This is a genomic window from Brucella sp. H1_1004, assembly GCF_047308065.1.
Classification (GTDB): Bacteria; Pseudomonadota; Alphaproteobacteria; order Rhizobiales; family Rhizobiaceae; genus Brucella; species Brucella pseudogrignonensis_B.
Genome location: NZ_JAYKZA010000002.1, coordinates 1,013,144 through 1,025,956 on the forward strand (window position 1 = coordinate 1,013,144; position 12,813 = coordinate 1,025,956).

Below are 12,813 nucleotides of genomic sequence, written 5' to 3' on the forward strand. Positions count from 1 at the left end.
GAAAAACTATTCATATTGCTCCGGGATACAAGCAATTCCAGGAAAAGTGCGTAGCGGTTTTCCGTTCGGAATTGCGACCAAAAGGAACATTCGGATTTATTCATACTGTTCCGGGATATAAGAACCCTCGGCCAAATCTGCAAATCGCGTAAATTCAGCCTGGAACGCAAGCTTCACAGTGCCAGTCGGTCCGTGACGCTGCTTGGCAACGATCACATCAGCCGTGCCCTTTACTTTTTCAAAGTGCTGCTTCCACTCTTCATATTTCGGATCAAACTCGTCACGCGGCTCCAGGTTCTTGACGTAATATTCCTCGCGGAACACGAAGAGCACCACGTCGGCATCCTGCTCGATCGAACCGGATTCACGAAGATCGGAGAGTTGTGGGCGCTTGTCATCACGGCTTTCCACCTGACGTGAGAGCTGTGACAGCGCGATGATCGGAACATTGAGCTCCTTGCCGAGCGCTTTCAGGCCGGTGGTGATTTCCGTGATTTCCTGTACGCGGTTCTGTGACGACGCCTTGGAAGAGCCAGTCATCAGCTGAACGTAGTCGATCACCAGAACATCGAGGCCACGCTGACGCTTGAGACGACGCGCGCGGGCTGCGAGCTGTGCAATCGAGATGCCACCGGTCTGATCGATATAAAGCGGAATCTTCTGCATATGCTGCGAGCAGGCGACCAGCTTTTCAAAATCCTGTTCCGTGATGTCACCGCGACGGATTTTTGAAGAAGAAACCTCTGTCTGCTCAGAAATAATACGGGTTGCGAGCTGTTCAGCCGACATTTCGAGCGAAAAGAAACCAACAACGCCGCCGTTGATTGCCTTCATCGTGCCATCGGCCTGCTGCTCAGCTTCATAGGCGTTGGCGATATTGAAAGCGATATTGGTGGCAAGCGAAGTCTTGCCCATACCCGGACGACCTGCAAGGATGATCAAATCGGATGGCTGCAAGCCACCCATCTTGCCATCAAGCGTATGAATGCCGGTGGAAACACCGGACAAATGACCATCACGCATGAATGCGGCATTGGCCATATCGACAGCCGTGGTGACAGCATCTTTAAACGCCTGAAAACCGCCATCGTAGCGACCCGTTTCCGCTAGTTCAAACAGGCGGCGCTCGGCGTCTTCGATCTGTTCCTGCGGGGCATTATCGACCGGCGCGTCATAGGCGATATTGACCATATCTTCGCCAATGCCGATCAAAGCGCGGCGGGTCGCAAGATCATAGATTGCGCGGCCATAATCTTCGGCATTGATGATGGTGACGGCTTCGGTTGCAAGACGTGCAACATACTGGAAAACCGTCAGATCGCCGATCTTGCCTTCATTCGGCAGGAAGGTTTTCATCGTAACCGGATTGGCCATTTTGCCAACACGGATGAGATCGGTTGCGATCTCATAGATGCGGCGGTGCAAAGGCTCAAAGAAATGTGTTGGCTTCAGAAAGTCTGAAACGCGATAGAAGGCGTCATTGTTGATGAGAATAGCACCCAAAAGCGCTTGCTCTGCTTCAATATTGTGGGGTGCTTCACGATAAAGCGCATCTTTCTGATCGCGCGCATCGTCAAGTTTGCGTACCGCCGCTTCCGCCATGTCCGTCTTTTCCTGTCCCTGATCTTTTCCAGCCAGAACTGAAGTGAAGCCAAACACAACGCAGCCTCAAGGTGATTCCTGCCAGAAGCCGTAAACTATACCATGATTCACAGGCATCCACAGACAGACGTGCCATTTACGCACGTTAATTTAGCTAACCCTCGGTGGTGTCTGTCGCACGCAATGCGTTCATAACGCGCTCGAAATGCTGATCCCATGTCGGAATTGCTGGTGGTTGCAAACGCTCGCGCTTTTGGGAGTGAAGTTTGATAAGTCGTTCCCACCCTGCAGGATCATCGATGCTGCATAAATCAGGATAATCGCCTGCGATTTCGCGATATACCGCCAAATCATTCGCAATAACGGGAATGCCATCGCGCGCTGCTTCTAGTACTGGTAGCCCGTAACCCTCTGCAAAACTCGGCATAAGTAACGCGTTACAATCAGCCAGTAACTGTGCGACCGTAGCGTCGTCAGGGCCAATTAAGAGATGGAGTGCCCAGCCCAATAAAGGGCTGCTTTCCAGTCGATTTTTCAGGCCTTCAATTTTCCATCCCCAGTGACCCAATACAACCAACTGGGGCATATTTTCTGGTTTTGTTTCTTGGGCTATTTTTTCCCATAGATCGACAATGAAGCTATGGTTTTTACGCGGTTCAATTGTCCCGAGTATCATAAAAATCGGTCGTTTTTTATCTATACTCGCATAGGATGCAGATGCCTTGCTGTCATTTACTTTCTTTGTATCGTGGAGGCCTAGATGCGAGACGATGTACTTAGTTTTGACCGGATTTCCATTTAATCGCAATGCGTGTTCAACAAAACTGTCGGCAGTTGATTGTGAGTTGCATATAAGATAATCGCCAGATTTTGCTTGGTATTTTACGAGTCCTTGTAAGTGAGGCTGCATTGAGGCTTCGCAATATTGAGGAAAGTCTAGGGCAATAGTGTCGTGCAACATCACGGCGGTACGAAAGCCAGCTTCTCGAATAGTATCAAGAAAAACATCCTCGCCCGGATGAAGGCCAGCTGATATGTACCAGCCGCCTTGCGGACAGAGCCGTTTAAAGTGCTCGGAAATCATTTGTTTTTTACCAAAGCTATGCCAGGTCATAATCGCGAATTGTGCCAAATTCGTTCGAACCGCACGACGCTTTCTGCCCAATTTCCAAAGCATTTTAGATTTAAAATTCAAATTATCCGAAGAAACTTTTTCGAGAATTTCTAAAAGATACGACGAAGACTCTTTACCAAGGAGCATTACCATGTCATTTCGGCGCACGGAAAAATAAACCGGTGAATTTAAACCAATTATATACTTCAACCAGGCTCTTTCGACGCGGCCGATTCCTGTTGGCATTTGGCCTAGTCGTTGTATTGCGAAAGATGCGTCAAAAACAATTGGCTTCATTCTCTAATCGACATCCCAAACATTTGGCTTTTATATAGATTCGATCTAAAAAGACCGGATGATTTAAAGCCATATAAATTAAAGAAAATAAGTTAATATGCTTTAAGCGACAACTAAAAATTTGGTCAACAGTATCCGAGATTGGATGCCATCTGACTTATTGGGTTTAACTCTGATAGTCATTAACTTTTTTGTCGACTAATAAACAAAGTGTCCTCGCGATAATTATACTTTTAGTCTTTTTTTGATTTCCCGTACCTCGCTGTTCGCTCCTTTTGGTGCACTATCAAGCCGCTTGAGCCGCTTTTCCTCAGCCTCAATATAGTTACGCGTTAGAGGTACAGCGTCCTGACAATGGGCAATCTGGATGTGGAAAACCATCATATTCTGCCAGCGGAATGCGCTTTCAGATGCCGCCAGATAAAACTCCCACATCCGGCAAAAGCGTTCATCATAAAGCGCTTTGGCTTCTTCACGCCGGGCCATGAAGGCCAGGCGCCATTCTTTGAGCGTTTCTGCATAATGAAGGCGCAGGATTTCAATGTCGGTGACGTATAACCCTGCTTTCTCGATATGCGGGAGCACTTCAGAAAGGGCAGGGATATACCCGCCGGGGAAAATATACTTGCGAATAAATGGATTGGTCGCACCAGGTCCATCAGCGCGACCAATGGCATGGAGCAGAAACACGCCGTCTTTTTTCAGCAGCCGCGCCGCGTGTTGGAAATATTCTGCGAAATGCCCAACGCCCACATGCTCAAACATGCCGACAGAAACCAGCCGGTCGAACTGGTCATCAATATTGCGATAATCCGTCAGCTGGAAATTAGCTTGGTCCGCTAGCCCTTCTTCGATGGCACGTTTGTTCGCGATGGCATGCTGTTCCTCGGAGAGTGTCACGCCGGTGACATTCGCCTTAAGATAACGGGCCAGATAAAGCCCCATTCCGCCCCAGCCACAACCGATATCCAGTATCTTGTCGCCGTCATTGACGAGAAGCTTGGCAGCGATGTGACGCTTTTTTGCAAGCTGTGCTTGCTCAAGCGTCGCATCAGGCGTTTCAAAATAGGCACAGGAATATTGTTTGTCGGGGTCAAGAAACAGATCGTAAAGAGCGCCCGAAAGGTCGTAATGGCTTTTAATGTTGCTGGATGAGCGGGCGATATTATTCATCTGCTGAAAGCGCCGGAATAGCACACGGACTTTGCCGGCCGCTTTCATCCATGGCTCCGTTGCCGCTGTTGGACCAGTATTTTCGAAGACGATCTTCAGAAGTGTATAAATATCGCCTTCCAGAAAATCGATCTCACCATCCATGAAACATTCAGCGAGTTTCAGTTCCGGGTCGAGCGCGACGGCGCGTTCCGCATGCAGCGTATTGAACCGTATATGGACCGGCTCTCCAGTCGCATCACCATAACGATTGGCATTCCCCTTTGAATCAGTAACCGTCAGGTCGCCAACTTTAATCATATGCGACAGTACAGTACGCAGCATTCTATTCATGAGCCCCATCCCCTTTTTTAGAGATTGAAGCAAGTGCAACATCCATGCGGTTGCATGGCAGGCGACCTGTTGCCTTAGAGGCCGCACTGTCATCAGATTTCAGGCAATTCCCATTCGGTCAATTGGCCTATGGCTTATCGCCTGAGCAAACGCGGACGTTTCCGTCGGCACTCTCTCCAATCCAATACTAATCTGCAGAATAGGGAGTTTTTTTAATCTGAAAAGAGAAAATGTCCGGCGGAGACCGCCGGACATCGTCATATAAAGTTTACCACCGTGGGAAAGCCTGCCGTTAAGGCCAGCATTCACGGGCTAAAAGCGTGCTAATTAAGCCTGATCTTCTGCTTCTTCGTCTTCGTCGAAGATTTCTTCAGCAAGTGGAGCTTCTTCGATGCCGTAGATCGCTTCGATCGATGTCAGGTCTTCACCCTTTGCCTGACGTTCAGCTTCTTCGTTCGAACGAGCGATGTTTACGGAAACCGTAACTTCGACTTCAGGATGCAGGGAAATAACGATTTCATGAATGCCAATGGCTTTGATCGGCTGCTTCAGTTCAACCTGGTTGCGGTGCAGGTTGAAGCCATTAGCCGTAACGATTTCAGCGATATCACGGGTCGAAACCGAACCGTAAAGCTGGCCGGTTTCACCAGCCGAGCGAACAACGATGAACGATTCGCCGTTGAGCTTAGCTGCAACTGCTTCTGCTTCGTTCTTGCGCTCAAGGTTCTGAGCTTCGAGCTGTGCGCGCTGGCCTTCGAACTTCTTGCGGTTTGCTTCGTTGGCACGAAGAGCTTTGCCCTGTGGCAGAAGGAAGTTACGGGCAAAGCCGTCCTTGACCTTTACAGTGTCGCCCATCTGACCGAGGCGAGCGATGCGTTCCAGAAGAATAACGTCCATTTGAGTTTCCTTTCGAGATTTAAATACGGATTTACTGATTGTCGGCTTCCGGCATTTTCGAGATTGGCGCGCCGCGCGATGTATCGAAAAGTCCAAAAACCATGAAGACGAAAAGCAGGAATGCGAACAAAATGATCGCAACGTAAACGAGCCACAGAGCAACCGGGCGCCATGGCTTCCCACGGCTGCGCTGGTGGAACGTTGCCAAGCCGGCAATCATAAAGCCGAAGCTTAATGCACCCACAACGACAGTTGCGACGAGACCAGCAGCGCCCGGCAAAAAGGCAACCGCGAGTGCCACAGCAAAAACCAGAAGTGCTGGGCGCGGCATGCGCATGGTTGCGGGCCAGTCATCGCGCGGGCGACGCAGACGCCCGGAAAGCGCTGTCAGACGCAGGGCGAGATAGAGATTGCCGATCAGAATGGCGAGACAGGTTGCTGGCTGGATCGCAGGCAGTGCCACCATCAGAAGTGCGCTAACGCTTTGACGCATTTCATCGCTTGCTGTGAATTGCGGGTCGGCAGCTGCGAGACTATCAATCAAGGTGTTTGAAAGCTCACGCGCCATATCCGGGCCAAAGCCAATGATGTAGCCAATGATGATAAAGCTTGCGGCAACCATCAGCGCCAGACGGAAAACAATATCCGAAAGCGGATACCAGACCATCACATCTTTTGGACCGCCGAGTTCGGAAGCAGGACGGGCGAGGCCTGAAAGATAAGCGCCGATTGCTGCTGGCGCATAGCTCGTCAGCGCCATCAGAACAGCGCCAATCGGTGTAGCAACAATGCCGACCGCAATGGTAGCGCAAGCAGCAGCAACAAGCCCTGCGCTCGAACCCCAGCCAAGAGCGGCAACAAAAATTGGTAATGGTGTCAGGAAATACAAAACCACCGCCATGCCCGACTGGGCGATGACGCCAGACGACATCAGTGCCGAGGCAAGCCCCGCCAATACGCCGACTCCAATGATGGTTCCGTTGAATTTCATAAATTCGCTGTCCTGCTCCGGCTGTTCCGGTTTTGCAGTTAGAGGCAGTTCAAAACATTTCCAGCAAAAGTGCGTAGCGGTTTTGCGTAGGATAATGCGATCAAACAAAAGCAAAGAGCGTTCATTTTGGTGAAATCAAAATTTGAAAAGCTCTATCGCTCTGCCCCAACTTGGGATTTTGAGTGCTCCGGTTGCGCCCATCGCATCCGGGAAGAAACGCAAGGCGACACGAATGTCGCCTTGCGAAACAGTCTTACTTCACAACGTATGGAAGCAGGCCGAGGAAACGTGCACGCTTGATCGCCTGAGCGAGTTCGCGCTGCTTCTTCTGGCTAACAGCTGTAATACGCGAAGGAACGATCTTGCCGCGTTCCGAAATGTAACGCTGCAGGAGCTTGATGTCCTTGTAGTCGATCTTTGGCGCGTTTGGACCTGTGAATGGGCAGGTCTTGCGACGACGGTGGAAAGGACGACGGGTTGGGATCTGATTGATATCAACCATAATTATGCTCCTTCGCCAGCTTCGTTGTCACGTGGGCGACGTGGGCCGCGATCACCACGGTCGAAACCGCCTTCGCGTGGACGACGTGGGCCACGGTCATCACCATCGCGTTCACGACGATCGTCGCGGCGCGAAAGCATAGCCGACTGGCCTTCTTCGTGTTCTTCAACGCGGATGGTCATGAAACGAAGAACGTCTTCGTTGATGCGCATCTGGCGTTCCATTTCAGCAACAGCAGCTGCTGGTGCGTCAATGTTTACGAGCGTGTAATACGCCTTGCGATTCTTCTTGATGCGGTAGGTGAGGGGACGAAGACCCCAGTTTTCTACCTTACCAACCTTGCCGCCATTAGCTTCGAGGACACCCTTGTACTGTTCGACGAGCGCGTCGACCTGCTGCTGGGAAATGTCCTGGCGGGCAAGAAGCACATGTTCATAAAGAGCCATTGGCTTTGCCTTTCTTCTGTTACATCACGCTGACACTAACGGCTAAGCCTCTGCGACTTCTCTAAGACCGGAAAACCGGGAAGAAAGGACGCTTGAAGTTAAGACAATCGAGAGCGGAGACACGGGAGGCAGAAGCACTTTAGACTTCCACGGCCAACTCAACAAAATGTTGAATAAGTGGTCGCTCCTCCGTTCAGCCCCCAGCTAATGCCAGCAACGAACGGGCGCTCATTACGTCTTTTTCCCCGGATTTGCAAGTCGTAAAGCCAGCCGAAATCCACAAATGGTTGACTTTTCAACCTGTGTTGGGGCACATCGCATGAAATTGTTCTATAAAAAGAGGCATTCATGGCGGTAGCATTTACATTTCCGGGACAGGGTAGCCAGGCAGTTGGCATGGGTAAAGCCCTTGCTGAACAATTTGCTGAGGCACGCGCTGTTTTCGAGGAAGTGGACGCAGCGCTGGGCGAAAAGCTTTCCGCAACTATGTTTGATGGTCCGGAAGACGTTCTGACGCTGACAGCCAATGCGCAGCCTGCGCTGATGGCTGTTTCCATCGCCACACTGCGCGTCATGGAAGCGCAGGGCTTTTCGCTCAAAGACAAGGTCGCTTATGTTGCCGGTCATTCGCTCGGTGAATATTCGGCACTATGCGCGGCTGGTACATTCTCGCTGGCCGATACTGCACGTCTTCTGCGTATTCGCGGCAATGCGATGCAGAAAGCTGTTCCGGTTGGTGAAGGCGCAATGGCTGCCATCATCGGTCTGGAACACAGCGATGTCGATGCTATCTGCGCAGAAGCCAAAGCTTCCGGCTCGGTTCAGATCGCCAATGATAATGGCGGCGGTCAGCTTGTGATCTCCGGCTCGAAGGCGGCGGTTGAACTCGCGGCTTCGCTTGCGTCGGAAAAGGGTGCCAAGCGCGCAATCATGCTGCCGGTTTCCGCACCGTTCCATTCGACATTGATGGCGCCTGCTGCCGATGCGATGCGTGAAGCGCTGGTTCAGGTTGAAAAGCACAATCCGGTTGTGCCGCTCATCGCCAATGTGCGTGCTGCGCCTGTAACGGACGCCAATGAAATTGCTGATCTGCTGGTTGAGCAGGTCACGGGTCAGGTGCGCTGGCGCGAAACTGTTGAGTGGTTTGCAGCCAATGGCGTGACAACGCTTTATGAAGTAGGGTCTGGCAAAGTTCTGACGGGTCTTGCACGTCGTATCTCAAAGGATGTGACCGGCGTAACTGTTGGTTCGGCCGAAGAAATAGCTGCGGCGCTTGCTGCATTGAATAGCTGAAGGATCTGGAATGTTTGATCTGACTGGCCGCAAGGCTCTCGTAACCGGCGCGACCGGTGGTCTGGGTGAGGCGATCGCTCGTGCACTTCATGCGCAGGGCGCAATCGTTGGCTTACATGGCACCCGCGAAGAAAAGTTGAAAGAACTGGCTGCTGAACTCGGCGACCGCACGTTCATCTTCCCGGCCAATCTTTCTGATCGGGAAGCCGTTAAGGCGCTCGGCCAGAAAGCTGAAGAAGAGATGGGCGGCATCGACATTCTCGTCAACAATGCTGGTATCACCCGCGATGGCCTGTTTGTTCGTATGAGCGATGAAGATTGGGATGCTGTTCTCAATGTCAACCTGACATCCGTGTTCAACCTGACGCGCGAATTGACCCATCCAATGATGCGTCGCCGCAAGGGCCGTATCATCAACATCACGTCGATTGTTGGTGTAACGGGTAATCCGGGTCAGGCGAATTATTGCGCTTCCAAGGCGGGCCTGATCGGCTTCTCGAAGTCGCTGGCACAGGAAATCGCGAGCCGTAACGTCACAGTCAACTGCATTGCGCCTGGCTTCATCGAATCGGCTATGACTGACAAGCTGAATGATAAGCAAAAAGACGCAATCATGGGCAGCATTCCGATGAAGCGTATGGGCGTTGGCAGCGAGATCGCTGCTGCTGTTGTCTATCTGGCAAGTGATGAAGCAGCCTATGTTACAGGTCAGACACTGCACATCAATGGCGGCATGGCTATGATTTAAAACCTCTTTCGGGGCGATTAAATCAGTATTTTACGGTATAAAAAGTCTTAAAGTCGGGTGGTAGAAACCAAAATGCGCTTTGCCTTGCTCAAGAAGCATGGTAATGCGCCCGACGAGAGTTTCGGCATTTCGTTCGCGGGATGCCGTTATCCTGTTCCGCAAGGAATATCCACAGGGTGACTGTCAGGCGAGCAAACTCGTAACTTGGCAGGTGCCTTATAACTTGATTACAATCATGCATACCGCTAACCAATGCGGAGCAAGTAAACAAACAGGTCGAGGGTTCCGACATGAGCGATACCGCAGAGCGCGTCAAGAAAATCGTTGTTGAGCATCTGGGTGTAGATGCCGACAAGGTCACCGAAGGTGCAAGCTTCATCGATGATCTTGGTGCAGACAGCCTCGACACCGTCGAGCTCGTCATGGCTTTCGAAGAAGAATTCGGCGTTGAAATTCCTGATGATGCAGCAGAAACGATCCTCACGGTCGGCGACGCTGTAAAGTTCATCGATAAGGCTTCTGCCTAATCTGAGCCTTTGGGGCTGGGATTCTTTCGAATCCCGGCCCTGCTTGTCTTCAGTTTGAAGATAGTGAACTGCCCCGGTTTGGCCGTATGGCCATTTGCATATCGCAATTCGATAGCGAGCCGGTAACGAGATTGAGCATCCACCGTATGAGGCGTTTATTGTCTGCGGGATGTCTCCAACGAATTTTTCAAATTTAAGGGGTGGATATGAGGCGTGTCGTCATCACCGGTCTTGGTTTGGTGTCGCCGCTGGCAAGCGGCGTCGAAGAAACCTGGAAGCGTCTGATTGCCGGTGAAAGCGGTGCTCGCCGCGTCACGGAATTTGAAGTTGACGATCTGGCTTGTCAGATCGCATGCCGTATCCCTCTTGGCGATGGTACCAATGGTACTTTCAATCCTGATCTCCATATGGAGCAGAAGGAACAGCGCAAGGTCGATCCGTTCATCGTTTATGCTGTCGGCGCTGCTGACCAGGCGCTGGATGATGCCAACTGGCATCCGACAAGCGATGAAGATCAGGTTCGCACCGGCGTTCTGATCGGTTCCGGCATTGGCGGCATCGAAGGCATTGTTGAAGCGGGCTACACGCTGCGCGACAAAGGCCCGCGCCGCATTTCGCCGTTCTTTATTCCAGGTCGTCTGATCAATCTGGCTTCCGGCCATGTTTCGATCAAGCACGGACTGCGCGGCCCGAACCATTCTGTTGTTACCGCTTGCGCAACCGGCACGCATGCCATTGGCGATGCTGCCCGCCTGATCGCTTTTGGCGATGCGGACGTGATGGTTGCCGGTGGTACGGAGTCTCCAGTCAGCCGCATTTCGCTTGCAGGCTTTGCGGCCTGTAAGGCGCTGTCCACCAAGCGCAATGACGATCCAACTGCAGCTTCGCGTCCTTACGACAATGACCGCGACGGTTTTGTTATGGGTGAGGGTGCTGGTGTTGTCGTGCTTGAAGAGCTGGAACACGCTCTTGCGCGTGGTGCCAAGATTTATGCTGAAGTTGTTGGCTACGGCCTGTCGGGCGATGCTTACCACATCACGGCTCCAACGGAGAGCGGTGAAGGTGCAGAGCGCTGCATGGTTGCAGCTTTGAAGCGTGCGGAGATTACGCCTGACCAGATCGATTACATCAACGCACATGGAACGTCGACCATGGCTGATACGATTGAGCTGGGTGCTGTTGAGCGTGTTGTTGGCGATGCTGCCTCGAAGATTTCCATGTCTTCGACAAAGTCGTCTATCGGTCACCTTCTGGGTGCTGCTGGTGCTGCGGAAGCGATTTTCTCTACGCTGGCAATTCGCGACAATATCGCGCCGCCAACGCTTAATCTCGACAATCCAGCCGTTGAAACCAAGATCGATCTGGTTCCGCACAAGGCGCGTAAGCGTAAAATCGACATAGCCTTGTCGAACTCTTTCGGCTTTGGCGGCACAAACGCGTCGCTGGTTCTGCGCCGTTATTCGTAAAATACGGTACGCTGAAAACTGAGCTTATTTAAAAACGCGGGGATTTCTCCGCGTTTTTGTCAAAATATGACCCTATGTCATGTTTAAAATTTCCATTTATGTTTAGTGTTGCTCTACAAAATGTAATTGATTTGGATGCCGTTTCAGGCGGATCAGAGCAAAAGAGCGCAGACCTGATTTAATGAGATCGGGATGCGCTCTAAAGACGAGGTAGTCGAGTGACGTCAGAGGAAAAGGCGGGAGGCAATTCCGTCCAACAGCCGCCGCAGGATAACACACCATCGTCTACGACGCCGGAACAGGCCGCGCCTGCTGCGCCCTTTGTGCCAAAATCTGCCTCGGAAGTCTTGCGTCCAGAGCCTGGCACTCCGCCGCCGCGCAAGCGTTCGCGTCATGCCCGCAGCCAGATTGTCGTCTTCATGAACTTCATGTTGTCGCTGCTGGTGCTGATTTTGATTGGTGGATCGGCGTTGTTTTATTTTGGTAAGCTTCAGTTTGACTCGGCAGGTCCATTGACTGCGGAAACCACTTTTCTCGTAAAACGTGGTGCTGGCATTTCGGAAGTGTCCAACAGTCTCGAAAACCGCGAGATCGTTAGCGATGCCCGCATTTTTCGCTATGGCATGCGCGCCTATGGCCACGAGAATGATTTGAAGGCGGGCGAATATGCGATCCCTGCCGGAGCGACCATGCGCGACGTGATGAATATTCTCATCAGCGGCAAATCAATCATGTATCCGCTGACGATCCCCGAAGGCCTTACGGTTAAGCAGGTGTTCGACCGCATTTCTGCCGATACGATCCTCGTTGGCGACATGCCAAAGGAAATGCCAGCGGAAGGTGAGCTGTTCACGGATACGCTCCATTTCACACGCGGCACGACACGCGAAGAAATCATCAATCGTATGATTGCCTCGCAGCAGAAGCTGATTGATGAGACATGGGCAAAGCGTCGTCCAGACCTTCCGGTCAAGGACAAGAATGAATTTGTGACGCTTGCTTCGATCGTCGAGAAAGAAACAGGCATTGCATCGGAGCGTCCGCATGTTGCTTCGGTTTTTGTCAACCGTTTGAACAAGGGTATGCGTATCCAGTCTGATCCCACCATCATATACGGACTGTTCGGTGGTGCGGGAAAACCCTCGGATCGCCCAATCTTCAAGTCGGATATTGATAAGCCAACGCCATACAACACCTATGTGATCAACGGCCTTCCACCGACACCGATTGCCAATCCGGGGCGTGCAGCGCTTGAAGCCGTTGCCAATCCACTGGATACGGAAGACCTCTATTTCGTTGCAGATGGGACCGGTGGCCACGTTTTTGCCAAGACGTTGCAGGAACACAATGCCAATGTGCGCAAATGGCGCGCGGTAGAGCAGGAAAAAAACCAGCTGCAGCAGCAAAACACCGCCCAGTAATGG

At 51.8% G+C, this 12,813-nt stretch carries 12 protein-coding genes; 5 read left to right on the plus strand and 7 right to left on the minus strand.

Annotated features, from left to right (window positions below):
• Positions 1-96: 96 nt before the first annotated feature.
• The 7 genes from U2P60_RS12080 to rpsF all read right to left on the minus strand — a co-directional run bounded on the left by U2P60_RS12080 (position 97) and on the right by rpsF (position 7,355).
• Positions 97-1,602 (minus strand): replicative DNA helicase, encoded by a 1,506-nt coding sequence (locus U2P60_RS12080; protein ID WP_313828073.1) that lies wholly within the window; start codon positions 1,600-1,602, stop codon positions 97-99.
• Between the two features lie 154 nt (positions 1,603-1,756).
• A complete protein-coding gene (locus U2P60_RS12085; protein ID WP_413572821.1) occupies positions 1,757-3,013 on the minus strand; it encodes a glycosyltransferase family 4 protein in 1,257 nt (418 codons plus the stop codon).
• Positions 3,014-3,238: 225 nt separating this feature from the next.
• The gene (locus U2P60_RS12090; protein WP_413572822.1) at positions 3,239-4,519 is read right to left on the minus strand and encodes a class I SAM-dependent methyltransferase; all 1,281 of its coding nucleotides are present in this window, start codon (positions 4,517-4,519) and stop codon (positions 3,239-3,241) included.
• Positions 4,520-4,846: 327 nt separating this feature from the next.
• Entirely contained in the window at positions 4,847-5,416 is a 570-nt protein-coding gene (rplI, locus tag U2P60_RS12095; RefSeq protein WP_313828076.1) for a 50S ribosomal protein L9, read from the minus strand.
• Positions 5,417-5,447: 31 nt separating this feature from the next.
• Complete coding sequence (locus tag U2P60_RS12100) at positions 5,448-6,407, minus strand: DUF2232 domain-containing protein (RefSeq protein WP_313828077.1); 960 nt, start codon at positions 6,405-6,407, stop codon at positions 5,448-5,450.
• A 253-nt stretch (positions 6,408-6,660) separates the two neighbouring features.
• Positions 6,661-6,909 carry a 30S ribosomal protein S18 gene (gene rpsR, locus U2P60_RS12105; RefSeq protein WP_187546012.1) on the minus strand — a complete coding sequence of 83 codons (249 nt, stop codon included), beginning with the start codon at positions 6,907-6,909 and terminating at the stop codon, positions 6,661-6,663.
• Between the two features lie 2 nt (positions 6,910-6,911).
• The gene (gene rpsF / locus U2P60_RS12110) at positions 6,912-7,355 is read right to left on the minus strand and encodes a 30S ribosomal protein S6 (protein WP_313828078.1); all 444 of its coding nucleotides are present in this window, start codon (positions 7,353-7,355) and stop codon (positions 6,912-6,914) included.
• A 348-nt stretch (positions 7,356-7,703) separates the two neighbouring features.
• Between rpsF and fabD the strand changes: the two genes are divergently transcribed.
• The 5 genes from fabD to mltG all read left to right on the plus strand — a co-directional run bounded on the left by fabD (position 7,704) and on the right by mltG (position 12,810).
• Positions 7,704-8,648 (plus strand): ACP S-malonyltransferase, encoded by a 945-nt coding sequence (fabD, locus tag U2P60_RS12115; RefSeq protein WP_413572823.1) that lies wholly within the window; start codon positions 7,704-7,706, stop codon positions 8,646-8,648.
• A 10-nt stretch (positions 8,649-8,658) separates the two neighbouring features.
• Positions 8,659-9,396, plus strand: coding sequence for a 3-oxoacyl-[acyl-carrier-protein] reductase (fabG, locus tag U2P60_RS12120; protein ID WP_250040282.1), 738 nt, complete (start codon positions 8,659-8,661; stop codon positions 9,394-9,396).
• 290 nt (positions 9,397-9,686) lie between these two features.
• Complete coding sequence (locus U2P60_RS12125) at positions 9,687-9,923, plus strand: acyl carrier protein (protein ID WP_002963616.1); 237 nt, start codon at positions 9,687-9,689, stop codon at positions 9,921-9,923.
• Between the two features lie 206 nt (positions 9,924-10,129).
• Positions 10,130-11,389, plus strand: coding sequence for a beta-ketoacyl-ACP synthase II (gene fabF / locus U2P60_RS12130; protein WP_413572824.1), 1,260 nt, complete (start codon positions 10,130-10,132; stop codon positions 11,387-11,389).
• Positions 11,390-11,607: 218 nt separating this feature from the next.
• A complete protein-coding gene (mltG, locus tag U2P60_RS12135; protein ID WP_413572825.1) occupies positions 11,608-12,810 on the plus strand; it encodes an endolytic transglycosylase MltG in 1,203 nt (400 codons plus the stop codon).
• Positions 12,811-12,813 lie beyond the last annotated feature (3 nt).